The sequence below is a fragment of the Ramlibacter sp. genome, from assembly GCF_041916345.1.
Taxonomy (GTDB): domain Bacteria; phylum Pseudomonadota; class Gammaproteobacteria; order Burkholderiales; family Burkholderiaceae_C; genus Ramlibacter.
The window spans coordinates 1-20,641 of record NZ_JAYRZR010000005.1; the positions used below are offsets into that span (position 1 = coordinate 1).

At 70.3% G+C, this 20,641-nt stretch carries 17 protein-coding genes; 10 read left to right on the top strand and 7 right to left on the bottom strand.

Annotation, left to right across the window (positions count from 1 at the left end):
- Both ACE3T5_RS02435 and ACE3T5_RS02440 read right to left on the bottom strand, forming a co-directional pair.
- On the bottom strand, positions 1 to 1,412 hold a 1,412-nt coding region (locus ACE3T5_RS02435), incomplete at its 3' end, for an indolepyruvate oxidoreductase subunit beta family protein (protein WP_374664069.1).
- Entirely contained in the window at positions 1,412 to 3,565 is a 2,154-nt protein-coding gene (locus ACE3T5_RS02440; protein WP_374664071.1) for a thiamine pyrophosphate-dependent enzyme, read from the bottom strand. The genes ACE3T5_RS02435 and ACE3T5_RS02440, both read right to left, overlap by 1 nt.
- Positions 3,566 to 3,650: 85 nt before the next feature.
- Here ACE3T5_RS02440 and ACE3T5_RS02445 point away from each other — a divergent pair, with 85 nt between their 5' ends.
- Entirely contained in the window at positions 3,651 to 4,544 is an 894-nt protein-coding gene (locus ACE3T5_RS02445; RefSeq protein WP_374664073.1) for a LysR family transcriptional regulator, read from the top strand.
- A gap of 12 nt (positions 4,545 to 4,556) precedes the next feature.
- On the opposite strand, the gene ACE3T5_RS02450 is transcribed toward ACE3T5_RS02445, so the two are convergent.
- From ACE3T5_RS02450 to xdhA, 4 genes are all read right to left on the bottom strand, one after another.
- Positions 4,557 to 4,988 (bottom strand): helix-turn-helix domain-containing protein, encoded by a 432-nt coding sequence (locus ACE3T5_RS02450; RefSeq protein ID WP_374664262.1) that lies wholly within the window; start codon positions 4,986 to 4,988, stop codon positions 4,557 to 4,559.
- Positions 4,989 to 5,211: 223 nt separating this feature from the next.
- Positions 5,212 to 6,609, bottom strand: coding sequence for a DUF3999 family protein (locus ACE3T5_RS02455; RefSeq protein WP_374664075.1), 1,398 nt, complete (start codon positions 6,607 to 6,609; stop codon positions 5,212 to 5,214).
- A 117-nt stretch (positions 6,610 to 6,726) separates the two neighbouring features.
- The gene (xdhB, locus tag ACE3T5_RS02460; RefSeq protein WP_374664077.1) at positions 6,727 to 9,042 is read right to left on the bottom strand and encodes a xanthine dehydrogenase molybdopterin binding subunit; all 2,316 of its coding nucleotides are present in this window, start codon (positions 9,040 to 9,042) and stop codon (positions 6,727 to 6,729) included.
- Positions 9,039 to 10,508 carry a xanthine dehydrogenase small subunit gene (gene xdhA / locus ACE3T5_RS02465; protein WP_374664079.1) on the bottom strand — a complete coding sequence of 490 codons (1,470 nt, stop codon included), beginning with the start codon at positions 10,506 to 10,508 and terminating at the stop codon, positions 9,039 to 9,041. Before xdhA ends, xdhB begins: the two co-directional genes overlap by 4 nt.
- Positions 10,509 to 10,615: 107 nt before the next feature.
- On the opposite strand from xdhA, the gene ACE3T5_RS02470 reads away from it, so the two are divergent.
- From ACE3T5_RS02470 to ACE3T5_RS02505, 8 genes are all read left to right on the top strand, one after another.
- Positions 10,616 to 11,548 carry a LysR family transcriptional regulator gene (locus ACE3T5_RS02470; protein ID WP_374664081.1) on the top strand — a complete coding sequence of 311 codons (933 nt, stop codon included), beginning with the start codon at positions 10,616 to 10,618 and terminating at the stop codon, positions 11,546 to 11,548.
- Between the two features lie 36 nt (positions 11,549 to 11,584).
- Positions 11,585 to 13,132 (top strand): ABC transporter ATP-binding protein, encoded by a 1,548-nt coding sequence (locus ACE3T5_RS02475; protein WP_374664083.1) that lies wholly within the window; start codon positions 11,585 to 11,587, stop codon positions 13,130 to 13,132.
- Entirely contained in the window at positions 13,119 to 14,189 is a 1,071-nt protein-coding gene (locus ACE3T5_RS02480) for an ABC transporter permease (RefSeq protein WP_374664085.1), read from the top strand. The genes ACE3T5_RS02475 and ACE3T5_RS02480 overlap by 14 nt, the downstream gene beginning before the upstream one ends.
- A 9-nt stretch (positions 14,190 to 14,198) precedes the next feature.
- Positions 14,199 to 15,119 carry an ABC transporter permease gene (locus tag ACE3T5_RS02485; RefSeq protein WP_374664087.1) on the top strand — a complete coding sequence of 307 codons (921 nt, stop codon included), beginning with the start codon at positions 14,199 to 14,201 and terminating at the stop codon, positions 15,117 to 15,119.
- A gap of 47 nt (positions 15,120 to 15,166) precedes the next feature.
- The gene (locus ACE3T5_RS02490) at positions 15,167 to 16,324 is read left to right on the top strand and encodes a BMP family ABC transporter substrate-binding protein (RefSeq protein ID WP_374664089.1); all 1,158 of its coding nucleotides are present in this window, start codon (positions 15,167 to 15,169) and stop codon (positions 16,322 to 16,324) included.
- A 229-nt stretch (positions 16,325 to 16,553) separates the two neighbouring features.
- Positions 16,554 to 17,111 carry a hemerythrin domain-containing protein gene (locus ACE3T5_RS02495; protein ID WP_374664091.1) on the top strand — a complete coding sequence of 186 codons (558 nt, stop codon included), beginning with the start codon at positions 16,554 to 16,556 and terminating at the stop codon, positions 17,109 to 17,111.
- Positions 17,112 to 17,192: 81 nt separating this feature from the next.
- Positions 17,193 to 17,801, top strand: a complete 609-nt coding sequence (locus ACE3T5_RS02500) for a PH domain-containing protein (protein ID WP_374664093.1) — start codon at positions 17,193 to 17,195, stop codon at positions 17,799 to 17,801.
- 20 nt (positions 17,802 to 17,821) lie between these two features.
- Entirely contained in the window at positions 17,822 to 18,862 is a 1,041-nt protein-coding gene (locus ACE3T5_RS02505) for an adenosine deaminase (RefSeq protein WP_374664095.1), read from the top strand.
- A 60-nt stretch (positions 18,863 to 18,922) separates the two neighbouring features.
- On the opposite strand, the gene ACE3T5_RS02510 is transcribed toward ACE3T5_RS02505, so the two are convergent.
- Positions 18,923 to 19,408 carry a CreA family protein gene (locus ACE3T5_RS02510; protein WP_374664097.1) on the bottom strand — a complete coding sequence of 162 codons (486 nt, stop codon included), beginning with the start codon at positions 19,406 to 19,408 and terminating at the stop codon, positions 18,923 to 18,925.
- A 145-nt stretch (positions 19,409 to 19,553) separates the two neighbouring features.
- Between ACE3T5_RS02510 and ACE3T5_RS02515 the strand changes: the two genes are divergently transcribed.
- A complete protein-coding gene (locus tag ACE3T5_RS02515; RefSeq protein WP_374664099.1) occupies positions 19,554 to 20,636 on the top strand; it encodes a BMP family ABC transporter substrate-binding protein in 1,083 nt (360 codons plus the stop codon).
- Positions 20,637 to 20,641: the final 5 nt, after the last annotated feature.

Below are 20,641 nucleotides of genomic sequence, written 5' to 3' on the forward strand. Positions count from 1 at the left end.
TCCAGCACGTGCAGCAGGTTCTCCTTGCCGCGCTCATTGGTGGCGCCGTAGCCCTTGATGAGCCGGCCGCAGCGCGCGACTTCCAGGCCCAGTGGCGCGGCGCGGCGCAGGCCCTGCTCGATGCCCGTGAGCCAGCGGCTGATCAGCGCCTGCTCGGCCGCGTGCCGGCTGCCGCGCATCCGCAGGGGTTTCATGGCGGCCAGCACGCGCAGCGCCAGCAGCCCGCCCACGCCATGCGTGCCGATCTTCAGCGGCAGTGCCCACGGCGCCTGTCCGCGTGCCACCCGCGCCGCATCCCAGGCCAGCACGCGCTGCGCCAGCGCAGCGGGCAGCAGGGCCGCGAACTCCGGCGCGCCGGGCTTGAAGTGGTCGTAGAGCTTCACCAGGTCGTCGTCGCCGGCCTTCACTTCCTCGCGCACGCGCTGCCAGCGATCGGCGCGGCTCTTGAGGTGGGCCACGCGCACGATGTCGTCGTAGGCCATCCACAGCGCCAGCCAGCGCGCCGTCTCCGTCGTGGCGGCGTGGGCCTGCGTGCCGGCGGGATCGGCATCGCGCTCCGCCGTGGCCACCTGTTGCAGGCGCTGCAGGTAGAGCTGGGCGTAGGCGGCGTCCTGGTAGTCCAGCAGCCGGTCGGCGCCCAGCGTGGCCACGGCTTGCGCGGCGGGGGGCAGGGCTTGGATCAGGTTCTGCAGGCTGGCCGGAAGCGCGGGCGCGTTGCCATCGGCGTTGCCCGTCGCAGCAGGTTGCAGCACCTGCTGCACGAACGCGGCCTGCTGGCGTTGCGCAGCGACGATGTCCCACGCACGGGCGAAGCCGCGCAGGCTGGCTTCCGCGCCCTTGCCCTCGGCACGCACCGCGGCCTCGAAGTGTTCGCGGGCGATGGGCAGCAGGCCGCTGCCGCCGATGGCGCCCAGCATCACCGCGCTGACCACGGTGCCCGTCTCGCGCGCCACCGCCTGCATGTCGAACACCTGGTGCTCGCGGCTGAAGCGGCACAGGAGCTGCAGCAGCTCCGCCTCTTCCACGCGACCGTCACCGAGCTGCATGCGTTCCTGCGTCGTGAAGGTGCGCGCGGACGAGGTGAGAATGCGCGTGCGCTCCGGCGAGGGCAGGCCATTGGTGATCTGGCGCGCGGTCTCCAGCAGCTCCGAGGACACCAGGGCGTCCAGCGCGCCCGGCACCGGGCTCAGGCTGAACACCGGGCGACGGCTGCCCAGCGCGGCCAGCGGCTGCGGGAAGACCTCGATGTAGTAGGTGGTGGCGCCGGTGCGCTGCGCGACACCGGGAATGGAGGTGGCCTGCACCGGATACCCGGCGCGCCGCGCGGCCTCCACCAGCCAGCCGGTGAGCACGCCGCCGCCCTCGCCACCGAGGGCGCAGACGAGGAGGGTGATGGGGGTGTTGGCCGTCATCACGCAGCCCTCAACGCGCGCACGAACACGCCGCGCAGGGAATCGAGCAATCGCTCGTGCCAGCGCGGATGGGTCACCACCTCCGCGCGGTAGAAGCTCGGGCACAGCGTGGCCGCATGCGCGTTCTCGCCGCACAGGCCGCAGCCCACGCAGCCGTCGATGACGGTGGCCACCGGGTCCACCTTCAGCGGATCGGGGTTGTCCTTGAGCGTGAGCGTGGGGCAGCCCGAAAGGCGGATGCAGGCGTGGTCGCCGTTGCACACGTCTTCATCCACGCCGTACTTCACGCGCACCACGCGCTCGCCCTGCTTCAGCAGCGACGCGATCCAGGGCTTGATGCGGCGCTGGCGTTCGAGCTGGCACTCCCCCTCGGCCACGATCACCTTCAGCCCGTTGAAGTCGCTGGTGAACGCCTCGATCAGCGTGGCGCGCATCGTGGCCACTTCATAGGTGTGCACCGTGCGCAGCCACTGCACGCCCAGGCCCTGCAGCGTCGATTCGATCGTGGTGTTGGTGTGGGTCAGGCTGCGCTGGCGGTCGGCGGCGGCGCGCTTGTCGGCGCCGGCGGGGGTGGAGATCAGCTCCTGCGTGCCGGTGGCCGATGAGTAGCCGTTCTTGAAGATCAGCAGCACCGCGTCATCACCATTGAACAACGCGCTCTGCACGCCGGTGAGCAGGCCGTTGTGCCAGAACCCGCCGTCGCCCATGATGGCCAGCGTGCGCCGCTGCATCATCGGCGACACCCCCGCGCGCGAGGCGAGCGACATGCCGTAGCCCAGGATCGAGTGGCCCATGGAGAAGGGCTCGAAGGTGCCGAAGGCGTGGCAGCCGATGTCCGCGGCGATGTGCACCGGGCCGATCTGCTGCTGCGCCAGCTTGAGCGCGCTGAACACCGGCCGCTCGGGGCAACCGATGCAGAAGCCCGGCGGCCGCGCGGGCAGCGGTGATTGCAGCGCCTGCGCCGCCGCCTGCCGGCGCGCGGCGTTGCCGGCCAGCCAGTCGCGTGCGGGTGCGGCGTCATGCGCGGGCAGGTGCTCGGTGACGAAGGGCACCAGGCCCTGCGCCAGCACCTCCACCGTGTACTCGCCGCCCATGGGCAGCAGGTCCTTGCCGTGCAGGCGGGTCTGGATGTCCCGCCGGCGCAGCAGCGTGGCGATCTCCTGCTCGATGTAGTCGGGCTGGCCCTCCTCCACCACCAGCACGGCACGCTTGCCGAGGCAGAAGTCCGCCACCTGCTCGGGCACCAGCGGGAAGGTGACGTTCAACACCAGCAGCGGAATCGCGGAGACGCCGAATGCATCGGCCAGGCCCACCTGCTGCAGCGCGCGCAGCAGCGCGTTGTAGAGACCGCCCTGAACGATGATCCCGACGTCGCTATGCGAGCCGTCGAACTGCTCGTTCAGGCCCCGCTCCACGATGAAGCGGCGCGCGGCCGGGATGCGCTGCTCGCTCTTGAGCTTCTCGTGGCGGAAGGTCACGGGCGGGTGCGCGAGCCGCATGTAGTCGAACGCCGCCGGGTTCTCCAGCAACTGGCGGGTGGAGACGGCCGGTGCCCGGTTGTCGCGCGCCTCGAAGCTGCCGCGCACATGGCAGGCGCGGATGCGCAGCTCCAGGATGCAAGGCATGTTCGACGCCTCGGAGAGCGCGAAGCCTTCCTCCACCATCCGCACCATCGCCGGCAGGTCCGGCCGCGGATCCAGCAGGCACAGGCCCGACTTCAGCGCGTAGGCATGGGTGCGCTCCTGGATCACCGAGGCGCCCTCGCCGTAGTCCTCGCCCACCACGATCAGCGCGCCGCCGGTCACGCCCGGCGAGGCGAGGTTGGAGAGCGCATCCGCCGCCACGTTGGTGCCGACGATGGACTTCCACGTGACCGCGCCGCGCAGAGGGTAGTGGATGGAGGCGCCCAGCATGGCCGCGGCCGAGGCCTCGTTCGCGCAGGCCTCCACGTGCACGCCCAACTCGTCGAGGTAGGGACGGGCCTGCACCATCACGTCGAGCAGGTGCGACACGGGCGCGCCCTGGTAGCCACCGACGTAGGCCACGCCCGACTGCAGCAGCGCCTTGGTGATGGCGAGGATGCCCTCGCCGTGAAAGGCGTCGCCCGCACCCAGGCGCAGCGAGGCGATTTCTTGATGGAATGAGACTTCCAAGTCGGGTTCTCCGGATCAGCCCGCGAGTTTCGCTGGCACGGCTTCATCCATCAATACAATGAACCGACTAAGCGGAATCAGCCGAATGCATATCAAGGACATCGACCTGAACCTGCTGCGGCTGTTCGATGCCGTGCATCGCGCCGGCAACGTGAGCCGCGCCGCCGAACTGCTGGGCCTCACGCAGCCGGCGGCCAGCCAGGGCCTGACGCGGCTGCGTACGCTGCTGAACGACCCGTTGTTCATGCGCGCCGCCGGTGGCGTGCGGCCCACGCCGCGCGCGCAGCGCCTGGCGGACCCGGTGCGCCAGGCGCTGGCCACGCTGGAGCAGGCGCTGGGTGAATCCGCTGCGTTCGACCCCGCGCGCTCGCGCCGCAGCTTCCACATCCACATGAGCGACATCGGCGAGGGCCGCTTCCTGCCCGAGTTGATGGTGGCGCTGCGCGAGCGCGCGCCGGGCGTGCGGCTGGAGACGCGGCCGGTGCCGCGCGACCAGACCACCGAAGCGCTGGACGCGGGCCGCATCGACTTCGCGTTCGGATTTCTGCCCGAGGTGAAGGACACTGAGCGCACGCTGCTGCTGCGGGACCGCTACGTGGTGCTGCTGCGCGAAGGCCATCCGTTCACCCGGCGGCGGCGTACCGGCGCGGCCCTGCTGGCGGCCCTGTCCGCGCTGGAGTTCGTGGGCGTGCGCTCGCATGCCGACACGCTGCGCATCATCCGCGAGTGCCAGCTGGAAGACCGCCTGCGCCTGGTCACCGAGCACTTCATGGTGCTGCCCGCGATCGTGCGCGCCACGGACCTCGCGGCGATCATGCCGCGCAACATCGCCCGCAACTTCGAGGGCGGCTACGCCATCGTGGAGCCGCCGTTCCCGCAGCGTGATTTCGCCGTGGCACTGCACTGGAGCCGCCGGTTTGCGGCGGATCCGGGCAACCGGTGGCTGCGGGGAGTGGTGGAGGCGTTGTTTCGGGAGTAAAGCGCCGAGGACCTACTCCGCCAGTTTCGCCGCCGCTTCCCGCTTGCCCATGCCGCGCACGGCGGCAATGGCTTCAAGCTGGCCGCTGCGCGGGCGGGCCTTGCCGCTTTCCCACTTGTAGACGGTCTGGCCGGTCACGCCGATCAGCTTGCCATAGTCGGCCGCCGACAGGCCCAGCTTGGCGCGGTGGGCACCGAAGCGCTTGGCGCTGAAGCGGCGCTGCGGCCCCTCTTCACCGGCCGGTTCGGCAGCCGGCTTGGCGCGGCCGCTCGTTTTCGACAAGCGTTTCAACTGGCGTTCCATCGCTTCGATGCGGCGGCGCAGCGCGGCGATGTGCGAGCGGTACTGGCTGGATGCCTTGCGGAGTTCCGCCACTTCGGCGCGGGTTTCCTTGCGGGCGAGGCGGGCGATCTCGCCCTTCAACACGACAGCGATGTTTGGCATCGGGCCATCATAGCTCTTCTGGGGGTTGATACTTTCATGCAGCATGCCCCGGGCGAACAGGCGTATCCGGGTAGACCCTGAGTGCAGTTAAGGCGGCGATGGAAGCATTCAACGCGGATGCACGGAGGAAATGCGAACCAACGGGCTATGGGGCAAGCTGGGGCCACTTGGGCGCGCGGCGTTCTCCTGGATTCCCGCCTGCGCGGGCATGTCGAAGGGCGTCTCAGCCGCCTGTCGCGCGTCGGCGTAGCGACCAGGTCAGGGCGATGATCGACAGCGCAGCGGTGCCCAGCACCAGCCACAGGCCGGCTGCGCGGCTGTCCACGCCGGTGGGCAGCCAGCGTTGCCAGAGAGGCGGTGGCGGCGGTGGCGCGGTGTTGGTCTGCGTGATCCCGGCCTGCGGCAGCGCGTCGATGCCCGTCGGCGCGGTGGCCGCCAGCATGGAGATGGGCATGGCCGCCGGTGGCGTGTAGGCCCGCCCCACTGCCAGCTGGTAAGGCGGCATGCCGGCGGCGACGAACACCACCTCCAGCGGGTCGAAGCGCACGCGCGCGCGCAGGCCCAGCTTGTCGAGCCGGCTGCCGTGGGTGGCCTCCACGCGCAGCAGCCGCATCGACACACGCGGCAGGGTGATCGGCCCGTTCAGGGCTTCACGCCCCGCCGGTCCTTGCCGGTAGACCAGGCCATGCGCCAGCGGTCGCCACGGCTCGCTCGCCCGGTTGCGGCCCAGCACACGCACCGGGGCCAGGGTGTCCGGCCGCTCGGCCTGCAGCAGGAGCTCGGCGATGGGGGTGGCGAAGCCCAGATGCCATTCGGCGGCCACCGGCCCGCGCACCAGCGGATCGGGCAGGGTGCCCACCGGCCCGCGCAGCGGCGCAGTGCCCGCGCCGATCAGGCCGGTGACGGCTTCGATGCGCACCCCGGGCTGGTCGGGCCAGTCGAGGCGCAGGTAGCGGCCCTGCAGATCGAGCGGCCGCGGGAACTCCAGCGTGTCGTTGACCGGCGCGTCCTCGCCGTCGAAGCGGTAGAGGCGGCCGGCCACTGGCACCGGTTGCCACGCCACGAGATCGTCGCTGACCCAGGCCCGCAGCGCCACCGCGGCGTTGGCCGGCATGCGGCCCTCCACGATGAAGCCGGCCCAGGGGGCGCCGAACTCGCGCGTGTCGAACACGGCCATCGGCGGGCCGCCGGATCGGGTGGGAGCGGCCGCATCGGCCCCTTCGGCCGGGCGCAGCCCCACGCTGTGCGTGACGCCATCCAGGGTCAGCCGGGCCAGGACGGCACCCCGTGGCGGGCGTCCGCCCGACAGCGGCACCTGGGCCAGGGCGGCCACGAGCGGCGTGGCCTGCCGCTCGGGCACGGTCGGCGGTGTGGGCGCGCTGAAGGCGAACGGCACCCGCTGGCCCTGACCGTCGAACACGCGCAGATCATGGCCGGCGGTGGTCTGCAGGCGCATCAGGGCCTCGCCGGGCACCTGCACGCGGACCAGGCTGGCGCGTGAAGGCACCTCCAGTGTGGCGCGCCACAGGAAGTCGGCCGGCGCCAGATCGTTCGCCGCCGCCAGCAGCGGCAGGCCCAGCAGACCCAGCAGCATGCGCCGCAGGGGGCGCCCTGTCACCATGCCGGCTCCTCCTCTGTCGGATTGATCGTTTCGCAGCGCGTTGACGATCGCAGTATAGGAGCGCGCCACACGGCGCTCGCGCGCGCGAGCGGCCGGCCCGCCCAGGGGGACGGCGGCTTAGGTCGCGGGGGCCTGCAGCGCCTTCAGCACGTGCTCGGCGGTGGCGGGCGCGTCCAGGCGCACCGGGCCGCCGCCGCGCGCGGCGGCCACGGCGTCGCGCATGGCCTCGAACACCGACAGCGCCAGCATGAAGGGCGGCTCGCCCACCGCCTTGCTGCCGGCCACGTTGTCCTCGCGGTTGGCCTCGGGCCACAGTGCGACATGCAAGTGCGCCGGCAGGTCGCCGGTGGCGGGGATCTTGTAGGTGCTGGGCGCGTGCGTGGCGAGGTGCCCCTTGCCCGTCCAGACCAGCTGCTCGGTGGTGAGCCAGCCCATGCCCTGGATGAAGCCGCCCTCGATCTGGCCGATGTCGATGGCCGGGTTGATGGAGCGGCCCGCGTCATGCAGGATGTCCACGCACAGCACGCGGCTCTCGCCCGTCAGCGTGTCGATGGCGACCTCGGTGCAGGCGGCGCCATAGGCGAAGTAGTAGAACGGCCGACCCGACAGCGTGTGCTTGTCGTAGTGGATCTTGGGCGTGGCGTAGAAGCCGTCGCTCCAGAGCTGCACGCGCGCGTGGTAGGCGTCGTCCACCACCTGCTCCCAGGTCAGCGTGCCGCCCGGCCCGCGCACCCGGCCGCCCTGGAACACGATGTCCTCCGGCTGGCAGCCCTGCTGCGCGGCCACGTAGGCGGCGAGACGGGCGCGCACCTCGCGCGCCGCGAACTGCGCGGCACGGCCGTTGAGGTCCGTCCCGCTGGAGGCCGCGGTGGCGCTGGCGTTGGGCACCTTGCCGGTGTGGCTGGCCGTGATGCGCACACGCTCGAAGGGCAGGCCCAGTTCATCGGCGACGATCTGGCACACCTTGGTGTGCAGGCCCTGACCCATCTCGGTGCCGCCGTGGTTCACCTGCACGCTGCCGTCGGTGTACACGTTCACCAGCGCGCCGGCCTGGTTGAAGAAGGTGGCGGTGAAGGAGATGCCGAACTTCACCGGCGTGATCGCGATGCCACGCCGCAGCACCGGTTGCGTGGCGTTCCAGCGCGCGATCTCGGCGCGGCGTTCGGCATAGCGCGCGTCCGCCGCGAGCCGCTCGACCAGCGGCGCGACGATGTTGTCCTCCACCGTCATGCCGTAGTGGGTGACGTTGCGTTCGGTGGTGCCGTAGAAGTTGCGCTGCCGAACGGTGAGCGCATCCAGGCCCAGGTGCCGCGCGATGTCGCCCAGGATCGCCTCGGTGACGATCATGCCCTGCGGCCCGCCAAAGCCGCGGAAGGCGGTGTGGCTCTGCACGTTGGTGCGGCACCGGTACGAGACGATCTCCACGTCTTCGAGGAAGTAAGCGTTGTCGGCGTGGAAGACGGCGCGGTCGGCCACCGGGCCGCTCAGGTCGGCGCTGAAGCCGCAGTTGGCCGCGAGCATGAGCTTGAGGCCGGTGATGCGGCCGGTGGCATCGAAGCCGACATCCCAGTCATACGCGAAGGGATGGCGCTTGCCGGTGATCATGAAGTCGTCGTCTCGGTCCAGCCGCAGCTTCACCGGCCGCCCGGTGCGCTGCGCCGCGAGCGCGGCCCATACCGCCACATGACCCGCCTGCGTCTCCTTGCCGCCGAAGCCGCCGCCCATGCGCCGGCACTCCACGGTGACCGCGTTCGAGGCCACGCCCAGCGCGTGCGCCACCCAGTGCTGGATCTCGCCCGGGTGCTGCGTGCTGGCATGCACCCACCACTGGTTCTGCTCCAGCGGCAGCGCGTAGGCCACCTGGCCTTCCAGGTAGAAGTGCTCCTGGCCGCCGACCTCCAGGCTGCCCTGCAGGCGATGCGCCGCGCGTGCCAGGGCGGCGGCCGCGTCGCCGCGCTTCACCGTCACCGGCGGCAGCACCCAGCTTTTCGCGGCGACGGCCTCGCGCACGTCCAGCACGGCCGGCAGCGGATCGATGCGCAGCTTCACGCGCCGGGCCGCATGTCGCGCCTGCATCACCGTGTCGGCCACCACCAGGCCCGCCACCTGCCCCACGTGCTGCACCGTGTCACGGGCGAAGATCGGCTCGTCGTGGGTGAAGGTGGCCAGCATGGGGTCACCCGGGATGTCGCTGGTCGTCAGCACCGCGCGCACGCCCGGCATCGCCAGCGCCTCGGAGGCGTCGATGCCGAGCAGGCGGCCGTGCGCCACGTTGGAGAGGATGGGCGCCGCGTGCAGGGTGCCCTTCACCTCCGGGATGTCGTCCACGTACAGGGCCGCGCCCGCCACCTGGGCGCGCGCGCTCTCGTGCGGCTGCGACTGGCCAACAGCCGGGGACAGGGCCGTATGGATGAAGGAGTCAGGCGCGTTCATGGGCTCACGGCCTCCAGGCGGAAGCTCTCCAGGTGGACCCCCGGCGTGCCCTGGCTCTCCAGCCAGAAGCGCCGCATCAGGTTGCCCAGCACCTCTCGCCGATAGTCGGCGGAAGCGCGCATGTCGCTGATCGGCTGGAACTGCGTACGAAGCGCCTCGCCGGCGGCGATGGCCGCGGCCTCGGTCCAGGGCTGGCCGCGAAGCGTGGCCTCCGCCTCGGTGGCACGGGCCGGGGTGGCGGCCACGCCGCCGGCGCCGATGCGCACGCCGCGCACCACGCCATCCTGCAGCGTGAGGTTCACCGCCAGGCAGACGGCGGAGATGTCGTCGTCCCAGCGCTTGGAGATCTTGTAGGCGCGCAGGCATTCGCCGGCCACGGGCCGCGGCACCTTGATCCAGGCCACCACCTCGTCGGCGGCGAGCACGTTGCGCCGGTAGCCGGTGTAGAAGGCTTCCAGGGGCAGCTCGCGGTGACCACGGGTGCTCAGGAGCACGAGGTTCGCACCGAGCGCGATGAGCAGCGGCATGGAGTCGCCGATGGGCGAGCCATTGGCCACGTTGCCGCCCAGCGTGCCCGAGTTGCGCACCGGCAAGCCCGCGAAGCGATGCGCGAAGGCGGCGAGCTGCGGCCGCTCGGCCACCAGGGCTTCAAAGGCTTCGGTCAGCGGCACGGCCGCGCCGATGGCGATGTGGTGCGGGTAGGTCTCCACGCGCCGCAGCTCCTGCACGCGGGTCACGTCCAGCACGCGCGGGAAGTGGCGGTGCTGCTTGGTCACCCACAGGCCGACATCGGTGCAGCCGGCCACCACCTGGGCGTCGGGGTGCGCGGCGCGCAGCGCCAGCAGGTCGGCCAGCCGCGTGGGCGCGACATAGTCACCGTCGGCGGCGGGGGACGTGGCGGTGGAGGCGGCCAGCGCTTCGAGCTGCGCCAGCACCTGCGCCTCATCCACCCGCACCGGCGGCAGTTCCGCCATGCGCACGGCCGCGTCCAGGATGGGCCGGTAGCCGGTGCAGCGGCACAGGTTGCCGGACAGATCCACCTGCGCCTGCTCGCGGGTGACGGGCTGGCCGGCGCACACGCGGTTCTGGTAGAGGCCGAACAGGCTCATCACGAAGCCGGGGGTGCAGAAGCCGCACTGCGAGCCGTGGCATTGCACCATGGCCTCCTGGGCGGGGTGCAGCGTGCCGTCGGCCGCGGCCAGGTCTTCCACGGTCCACAGCGCCAGCCCGTCCACCGAATGGGCGAGCCGGATGCAGCTGTTGATGGCCTTGTAGGCCAGCGCGCCCTGGTGCGGCTCGGCGACGACCACGGTGCAGGCACCGCAGTCACCCTCGCCGCAGCCCTCCTTGGTGCCGGTGCAGCCCAGGTCCTCGCGCAGCACTTCCAGCAGCGTGCGATCGGGTGGTACATTGCCCACGCTCACGAGCTCGCCGCGCCGGACAAAGCGGATGGTTTTCGACGCCATGCAGTTCAGTATCGGTCAGTCAACAAATCAGGTGGCACGACAAGCGTAGGCCGGGACCTGCGCGCCGCGCATATGCGGTGCCATATGGGCAGGATGCAGGCAGAGGTATGAGAGACCACGCGCTTTTCGACAAGATAGACCTTCACTTGATCAGGGTCTTGCATACCGTGTTGACCGAGCGCAGCGTCTCCAGGGCCGCCCTCCGGCTGGGCATGTACCAGCCGGCGGTCTCGGCGTCGCTGAAGCGCCTGCGGGAGCTGGCGGGGGATCCCCTTCTGGTGCGTTCGGGCGCCGGCATGGTGCCCACGGATGCCGGTCTGCGCATGATCGAACCCAGCGCTAGCATCTTGCGTGCCGCCGAGATGCTGTTCTCCGATTCGCGCGGCTTCGACCCGCGCACGGCCACCACCACCTTCCGCCTCGCCGCTTCGGACTATCTCGATCCCGAGTTCCTGCCCCGGCTGGTGGCGCAAGTGAAGACGCAGGCGCCGCGCTGCGCCATCGAGATCCACCCCCTCTCCGCCGCGTCGGACTACTCGGCCCGGCTCGCCCAGGGCGAGGTGGATGTGGTGATCGGCAACTGGCTGCAGCCGCCGCCCGACCTGCACCGTGGCCAGCTGTTCAGCGACGAGATCGTGTGCCTGGTGGCGCGTGATCACCCGGCCGTGCGGCGCGGCTGGACGGCCGAGAGCTGGCTGGCCGCCGACCACATCGCGCCCACGCCCATGCACCCCGGCGCGCGCGGCGTGATCGACGAATACCTGGAGGCGCAGGGCCTGGCGCGCAACATCACGGCCCGCTGCGCGCACTTCGGCCTGATCCCGCGCATGGTGGCATCGAGCTTGCTGGTGCTGACCACCGGCCGGCAGTTCTGCGAACGGTTCACCGAACGCCTGCCGCTGCAGGTGCTGCCTTGTCCGATCGACTTTCCCTCCATGGCCTACTACCAGCTCTGGCATGAGCGCGCCCACACCTCCGCGGCGGGCCGCTGGCTGCGCGAGCGCATCAAGGCGGTGGCCGCCGGCCTGCAGCACGGCTGAGGCCCCCACCGCGCGAAACCCAGGAGACCCGCCCCCGTGACCGTTGCCCGCCTGCAGCTCGCGCACATCACCAAGCGCTACCCCGCCGTGGTGGCCAATGACTCGGTGTCGCTCACCGTGCTGCCCGGCGAGACCCATGCGGTGCTGGGCGAGAACGGCGCCGGCAAGTCCACGCTGATGAAGATCATCTACGGCTCGGTCAAGCCGGACGAGGGCAGCGTGCTCTTCGACGGCCGGCCGGTGCACATCCGCAACCCGCAGGAGGCGCGCGCGCTGGGCATCAGCATGGTGTTCCAGCACTTCAGCCTGTTCGACACCCTCACCGTGGCCGAGAACGTGTGGCTGGGCCTGGACCGCCGCCTCACCCTGCAGGAGGTGACGCACAGCATCACCGCCAAGGCGCAGGAGTACGGGCTGGACATCGACCCCACCCGGCCGGTGCACACCCTCTCGGTGGGCGAGATGCAGCGGGTGGAGATCATCCGCGCGCTGCTCACCAGCCCGCGCCTGCTGATCCTGGACGAGCCCACCTCGGTGCTCACACCGCAGGCGGTGGAGAAGCTGTTCGTGGTGCTGAAGAAGCTGGCCGCCGAGGGCTGCAGCATCCTGTACATCAGCCACAAGCTGCACGAGATCCGCGAGCTGTGCACGGCCTGCACGGTGATGCGCGCGGGCCGGGTCACCGGCGTGTGCGACCCGCGCCAGGAGACCAATGCCTCGCTGTCGCGATTGATGATCGGCGCCGAGCCGCCCGCGCTGGAGCATCGCGAGCGCCAGCCCGGTGAGGCGGTGCTGCGGGTGCGCGGCCTGTCGCTGCCGCGCGAAGACCAGTTCGGCGTGGATCTCGAAGGCATCGGATTCGAGGTGCGCGCGGGGGAGGTGGTGGGCATCGCCGGTGTCTCGGGCAATGGCCAGCGCGAGCTGCTGTACGCGCTCTCGGGTGAAGACACACGGTCGGCGCCCGGGGCGATCGAGGTCGCGGGCCAGCCGGTGGGCCGCTTCGGCCCGGCGCATCGCCGCCATCTGGGCCTGCACTTCGTGCCGGAAGAGCGGCTGGGCCGTGGCGCGGTGCCGCCGCTGGGCCTGGCGCACAACCTGCTGCTCACCCGCACCGACAGCGTGCGCGCGAGCGGCTGGATCGACATGGGGGCCCTGCGCCGGCAGGCCGCGGACATCATCCAGCGCTTCAACGTCAAGGCCGGCGGCCCGGATGCACCGGCGCGGTCGCTCTCGGGAGGCAACCTGCAGAAGTTCATCGTCGGGCGCGAGATCGACGCCAGGCCCAAGCTGCTGATCGTGTCGCAGCCGACCTGGGGCGTGGATGTCGGCGCGGCCGCGCAGATCCGCGGCGAGATCCTCGCGCTGCGTGATGCCGGCTGCGCCGTGCTGGTGCTCTCCGAGGAGCTGGAGGAACTGTTCGAGATCAGCGACCGGCTGCACGTGATTGCCAAGGGGCGGCTGTCGCCCTCGGTGCCGCGTGCCGAGGCCACCGTGTCCCGGATCGGCGAGTGGATGAGCGGCCTCTGGTCCGACGCCACGCCGGCCGCCACCGCCACCGAAGGAGCCGCGCATGCTGAAGCTTGAGCCGCGGCCGCAGGCCTCCCCTTTCTGGAGCATCGCCTCGCCGCTGCTGGCGCTGGTGATCACCGTGGTGCTGGGCGTCATCCTCTTCGCCGCGCTGGGCAAGGACCCCGTCAAGGGCCTGGCGGTCTTCTTCTGGGAGCCGCTGTCGTCGCCCTACCGCCTCGGCGAGCTGATGGTGAAGGCCACGCCGCTGCTGCTGATCGCGCTCGGGCTGGCGGTGTGCTTCCGCTCCAACGTGTGGAACATCGGCGCCGAGGGGCAGTTCATCATCGGCGCGGTGCTGGCGGGTGGCGTGGCGCTGCTGGCGGGCAAGGACACCAGCCGCTGGATCGTGCTGGCCATCCTGCTGGCCGGGGTGCTGGGCGGCATGGCCTGGGCTGGATTGACGGCCGTGCTGCGCGATCGCTTCAACGCCAACGAGATCCTGGTCAGCCTGATGCTGGTGTACGTGGCCACGCAGGTGCTCACCTGGCTGGTGTTCGGCCCCTGGAAGGACCCCGCCGGCTACAACTTCCCGCAGACCAAGACCTTCGAGGCGGTGACGCAGATCCCGCGCCTCATGCAGGGCTCGCGCGTGAGCATCGGCCTCGTGATCGCCCTGGCCGCCGCCGCCGCGCTGTGGATCTTCCTGTTCCGCACGCGGGCCGGCTTCGCGCAGCAGGTGGGCGGCCTGGCGCCGGCCGCGGCGCGCTATGCCGGCTTCTCGTCGCGCAAGGCCCTCTGGATCGCGCTGCTGGTGTCGGGCGGGGCGGCGGGCCTGGCCGGCGCGCTGGAGGTGGCCGGCCCCATCGGCCAGCTCACGCCCTATGTGCCGGCGGGCTACGGCTTCGCCGCCATCATCGTGGCCTTCGTCGGGCGGCTGCACCCGGTGGGCATGATCTTCTCGGCCATCCTCATGAGCATGTTCTACATCGGCGGTGAACTGGCGCAGTCGCGCCTGGGCCTGCCCAAGTCGCTGACCGGCGTGTTCCAGGGGCTGCTGCTGTTCACGCTGCTGGCCTGCGACACGCTGATCGCCTATCGCATCAGGTTCCAGATCGCGTCCGCGCGCGGATGACGGAAAGCCATGGAAAGCTACGCGCTCCTGCTCGCCTCCACGCTCAATGCCGGCACCGTGCTGGCGCTGGCGGCGCTCGGCCTGCTGATCAACGAGAAGGCCGGCATCGTGAACCTGGGGGCCGAGGGCATCATGCTGTGCTCGGCCATCGCCGGCTTTGCCGCCGTGGTGCACAGCGGCAACGACTGGGTGGGCTTCGCCGCCGGCATGGCCGCTGGCGGGCTGCTGGCGGCGGCCTTCGGCCTGCTGGTGATCTGGCTCAACGCCAACCAGTACGCCACCGGCCTGGCGCTCAGCCTGTTCGGCGCCGGCTTCTCGGCCTTCGCCGGCATCCGCTACGTGCAGGAGAAGTTGCCCGAGCGGCCCAGCTTCGCCATCCCGCTGCTGGGCGACATCCCCTTCATCGGCCCGGCGCTGTTCCGCCAGCATCCGCTGGTGTACCTCGCCATCGCGCTCACCATCGGGCTGATCTGGTTCCTGTACCGCTCGCGCGCCGGGCTGGTGCTGCGCTCGGTGGGTGAGTCGCCGGAGTCGGCGCATGCGCTGGGCTACTCGGTGCGGCGCATCCGGCTGGCGGCGGTGGTGGCCGGCGGCGCGCTGTGCGGGCTGTCCGGGGCGTACATCGCCGTCGTCTACACCCCGCTGTGGGTGGAGGGCATGGTGGCCGGCAAGGGCTGGATCGCGCTGGCCCTGACCACCTTCGCCACCTGGCGGCCGGTCCGCGTGCTGCTGGGCGCCTACCTGTTCGGCGGCGTGACCATGCTGCAGTTCCACCTGCAGGGCCAGGGGGTGGAGGTGCCCAGCGAGTTCCTGAACATGCTGCCCTACCTGGCCACCATCGTGGTGCTGGCCCTGATCTCGCGCAACCCGGCCTGGATCCGCATCAACATGCCGGCTTCCCTGGGCAAGCCCTTTCATCCCGGCTCATAATTCCGGTTTCACCTCAACCGTCCTCCCCCTCCCACAAGGAATAGGCCATGACCGACCTGAAGAAACGTTCCCTGCTGCAGGCTGCCGCGCTGACCGCCGCGGTGGCCGGCCTGGCCGCCTGCGGCAAGTCCGAGCCGCCGCCGCCTCCGCCCGCCCCGGCGGCCCAGGCGCCCGCGCCGGCCCCGAAGCCCGCGCCGCTGAAGATCGCGTTCGCGTATGTCGGCCCGGTGGGCGACGGCGGCTGGACCTTCGCGCACGACAACGGCCGCAAGGCGATCGAGAAGGAGTTCGGCGACAAGGTGGTCACCAGCTTCGTCGAGAAGGTGCCCGAGAGCGCGGACGCCGAGCGCGTGATCCGCGACATGGTGGCCCAGGGCAACAAGCTGATCTTCGGCACGACCTTCGGCTACATGGAGCCGATGCTCAAGGTGGCCGCCGACAGCAAGGACGTGAAGTTCGAGCACGCCACCGGCTACAAGCAGGCCGACAACCTGCGCACCTATGACAGCCGCACCTACGAAGGCGCGTACATGGCCGGCGTGATCGCCGGCAAGATGACCAAGACCAACACGCTGGGCGTGGTGGGCTCGATCCCGATCCCCGAGGTGATCCGCAACATCAACAGCTTCACCCTGGGCGCGCAGTCGGTCAACCCGAAGATCAAGACCAAGGTGGTCTGGGTGGGTGACTGGTTCAATCCGCCAAAGGAAACCGAGGCCGCCACCGCGCTGATCAACGGCGGGGCTGACGTGCTGATGCAGAACACCGACTCCTCCGCCGTGCTGCAGACGGCCGAGAAGATGGGCAAGCGCGCCTTCGGCTGGGACAGCGACATGACGGCCTACGGCCCCAAGGCGCACCTGGGTTCGGCCATCATCAACTGGGGGCCGTACTACATCAAGGCCACGCGCGACGCGCTGGAAGGCAAGTGGACGGGCAACAGCGGCACCTGGTGGGGCGTGAAGGAAGGCGCCATCGACATGGTGTCCGTGGCCGCCGACGTGCCGGACGACACCAAGAAGAAGATCGACGAGATCAAGGCCGGCCTGAAGGACGGCAGCTTCTCGATCTGGAAGGGTCCCATCACCGACAACACCGGCAAGCAGGTGCTGGCCAAGGACGCCGTCGCCGACGACAAGTTCCTGGGCGGCATCAACTTCTACGTGAAGGGTGTCGAGGGCAAGGTGCCCGGCGAAAAGAAGTAGTCACGCCCAAAACGCTGCGCGTTTCGTGCGTGGCCTGAAATGATGCAAAAGGCCGGAGTGAATCCGGCCTTTTGCATGGGGGGGCCGCTCTGCGCGTTGCTCCGTGCGGCCTGGGGCCCCTGCGGGGAAGGGGGACCGTCGTGGGCGGCTGGCGTGGCGGGGGCTTGACGGGCGTCAATGCAGCCTGTGCGGCCTGGACGGATCCTTCGTTCCAGCATAGGAGCCCTCCATGAAAGACCCCGTCGGCAAATGGCATGAAGAGCACATGTACTTCCATCGCCTGCTGGAGCTGTTGCGGCACGAGGTGGACCAGCTGGCGCTGGGCGAGACGCCCAACTACGCGCTGATGCTCGACATCATCGACTACCTGCGCGACTACTCGGATCACGTGCATCACCCGCGCGAGGACGCCGTGTTCCGCCGGCTGGCGCGCTACTGCCCGGATCGGGAGCTGCCGCTGGCGCGCCTGCGGCAGGAGCACCGCATCATTGCCCACACGGGCGAAAGCCTGCGGCGCCTGCTGCAGGAGGCGGCCTCCGACGCCATGGTCTCGCGCGCGGAGATCGAGGTCGCCGCGGCCAGCTACCTCGTCTACTACGGCAACCACATCGAGCGCGAGGAAGAGGACATCATGCCGCTGGCGCGCAAGCTGCTGGGCGACGAGGACTGGCAGGCCGCGCGCGACGTGGTGCCCTCGGCCAGCGACCCGATGCTGGGCCCCGACCCGCAGGAGCGCTTCCGTGCGCTGCGCCGACGCATCGCGCTGGAGGCGGGCGTGCTGCCCTGAGGGCGCGCCGCCGGCCGGCCGGGCTCGGCAGGCGGGCCGGTTGCTGCTACGCTGGCGCCTCCCATTCCAAGGAGGCCCACCATGTTCAAGAAGATCGCATCCGAGGCCCTGGGCCTCAGCGACATCGGCGTCATCATCCAGCCCAAGGACTACGGCAGCGTCGACGCCGACGACTACCTGTTCCATGAGGACAACGAGAAGATCTTCTTCCTCATCAAGTCGAAGAAGGACGAATACTGCTTCACCAACCTGGCGCTGATCCATGTGGACGGCGAATCGGCCGTGTCCTCCAAGCGCACCATCCGACGCTACGAGTACGCCACCGAGACCATCCACGACGTGACGATCGAGACCGCCGGCACGATCGACATGGATGTGGAGCTGAAGTTCACCATCGGCGGCACGCGCTTCAGCATCGACGTGCGCAAGAACTTCCTGGAGCAGGTGAAGGACATCTACAAGGCCCTCATCAGCATCGGCAAGCGCCAGGCCACCGACGAGGTCTGCCGGGCCAACGCGCTGCGGGCGCTGGACGCCACGGCCTCCATGTACAAGATCGGCACCGCGGCCAGCGGCGAGGCGGTCACCGCGCAGTTCACCGAGCTGCTGAAGAGCCTGAATGCGGCCATGCTGGTGAGCTACACCAAGCGCGACTTCAGCGACACCTTCGGGCGCTACATCCAGGCTTGATGACCGCACCGATGAGCGCCATGTCCGCCCTTCCGCCCATCGCCGCCGACCGGCTGCCGGCCCTGCTGGCCGCGATGCCCAAGGCCGAACTGCACATCCACATCGAAGGCTCGCTGGAGCCGGAGCTGATCTTCCGCCTCGCGCAGCGCAATGGCGTCGCGCTGCCCTACGCCAGCGTGGAGGCCCTGCGTCAGGCCTATGCCTTCACCAACCTGCAGAGCTTCCTGGACATCTACTACGCCGGCGCCAGCGTGCTGCTGCACGAGCAGGACTTCTTCGACATGGCCTGGGCCTATCTCGAGCGCGCCGCGGCCGACCACGTGCTGCGCGCCGAGATCTTCTTCGACCCGCAGACGCACACCGCGCGCGGCGTGGCTATGGAGACGGTCATCACCGGCCTGCATCGCGCCTGCCAGGCCGCGAAGGCGCAGCTGGGCGTGGACGCCGAGCTGATCCTGTGCTTCCTGCGCCACCTGAGCGAGGCCGAGGCCTTCGAGACGCTGGAGGCCGCGCTGCCCTGGCGCGACCGCTTCATCGGCGTGGGCCTGGACTCCAGCGAGGTGGGGCACCCGCCCTCGAAGTTCGAGCGCGTGTTCGCCCGCTGCCGCGAGCTGGGCTTCCACCTCGTCGCCCATGCGGGCGAGGAGGGGCCGCCTGCCTACGTGTGGGAGGCGCTGGACCTGCTGCGCGTGGAGCGCATCGACCACGGCGTTCAGTCGGTGAAGGATGCCGCTCTGATGCAGCGGCTGGCGCGCGACCGCATCCCGCTGACGGTGTGCCCGCTGTCGAACCTGAAGCTGTGCGTGTTCCCGCGGCTGGCCGACCACAACCTCGGTCAGTTGCTCGATGCGGGTCTTGTCGCCACGGTCAACTCGGATGACCCGGCCTACTTCGGTGGCTACATGAACGCCAACTTCCTGCAGACCTTCGCCGCCACCGGGCTGGGCGCGCCGCATGCGTACCAGCTGGCCCGCAACAGCTTCGAGGGCAGCTTCGCCTCGGTGGAGGAGAAGCGGCGGTACCTGGCGCGGGTGGATGAGGTGTTCGCGGCGGCGGGGTGAAGTGCTGGGGTTGCGCTGCGCTCCACCCCAGCCTACGAACAGCCGGAACCCGCTCCCCCGCTACTTCTTGACCGGAATCAGCGTCCCCGGCGGCAGCGCGACCGCCGTCACGCTGTTTTGCGGCGAGCCTTCGATCACGCGGTCGGAGTAGGTGAGGTAGACCAGCGTGTTGCGCTTCGTGTCCACCATGCGCACCACGCGCAGCTTCTTGAACACCAGCGAGATGCGCTCGTTGAGCACCTCCTCCTGCTGCTCCAGCGGCTTGCCGCCGGGGAAGCTGATGGCCCCGGTCTGGCGGCAGGCGATGGACGCCTCCGACTTGTCCTCGGCCAGGCCCAGCGCGCCCTTCACGCCGCCCGTCTTGGCGCGTGACACGTAGCAGGTGACGCCGGCGACCTTGGGGTCGTCGTAGGCCTCCACCACGATCTTGTGGTCCGGCCCGATCCACTGGAACACGGTGTCCACCGCGCCCACCTGCTCGCTGCCGGCATTGCCGCACGCGGTGAGCACGAGCAGGGCGGAGGCAAGGGCGAGGGCAGGGCGCATGGTCATGGCTTTCGGGCGTGGCGGGGTGCCGCCACTGTAGCGCCCTGGCGCGGCCCGCGAGGCGGGCCCTCTACAATCCCGCCTCCAGGCCGACGCCCCTGCAGGCCTGATGCATCCGATCCGCGGGGCCATGTAGAGGAACACCATGTACAAAAACCTCGCTGCCGCGTTCGCGGCCGCCTGCGGTTTGCTGCTTTCATCCCCCGACATCCACGCACAGGTGGCCCCGCCGCTGAAGATCGGCTTCGTCCACGTCGCGCCGGTCACCGAGGCCGGCTGGGTGCGCCAGCACGAGGACGGCCGCCTGGCCGTGCAGCAGGCGCTGGGCGACCGCGTGCGCACCACCGCGGTGGACAACGTGCCCGAGGGCGCCGACGCCGAACGCGTGATCCGCGAACTGGCGTCCAGCGGCCACCAGCTCATCTTCACGCCCAGCTTCGGCTACATGGAGCCGACGCTGAAGGTGGCGAAGGACTTCCCGGGCGTGAAGTTCGAATCCATCACCGGCTACAAGACCGCGCCCAACGTGGCCACCGCCAACGCGCGCTACTACGAGGGCCGCTACCTGGCCGGCATCGCGGCGGGTCGCCTGACGAAGTCGAACGTGACGGGCTATGTGGCCGGCTTCCCGATCCCCGAGGTGCTGCAGGGCCTCAACGCCTTCGCGCTCGGCCTGCGATCGGTGAACCCGAACGCCGTGGTCAAGGTGGTGTGGCTCAACGCCTGGTTCGATCCGCCGAAGGAGCGCGAGGCGGCCATGGCGCTCTTCAACCAGGAGGTGGATGTGATCGCGTTCCACACCGCCTCCACCGCGGTGATGGCCGCCGCGCAGGAGCGCGGGCGCCTCGCCATCGCCTATCACTCCGACATGCGCCGCACCGCGCCCGACGCGCAGGCGTTGGCGGTGCTGCACCTGTGGGGCGACTACTACACCCAGCGCGCCCGTGCCGTGCTCGATGGCAGCTGGAAGAGCGGCCAGGTGTGGGGCGGCGTCAAGGAGGGCATGGTGCGCGTGGACCATTTCGGGCCCAAGGTGCCCAAGGCGGTGCGTGACGAGGTGCTGGCGCGCCAGCAGGACATCGCGGCCGGCCGGTTGCGCCCCTTCGTGGGGCCGATCACCGACAACGAAGGCCGCCTGGTGGTGCCCGCGGGCCAGGCGATGAGCGACGAGCAGATACTGGGCATGAAGTTTCTCGTATCGGGCGTGCAGGGGAAGGCCGCACAATGACGCCC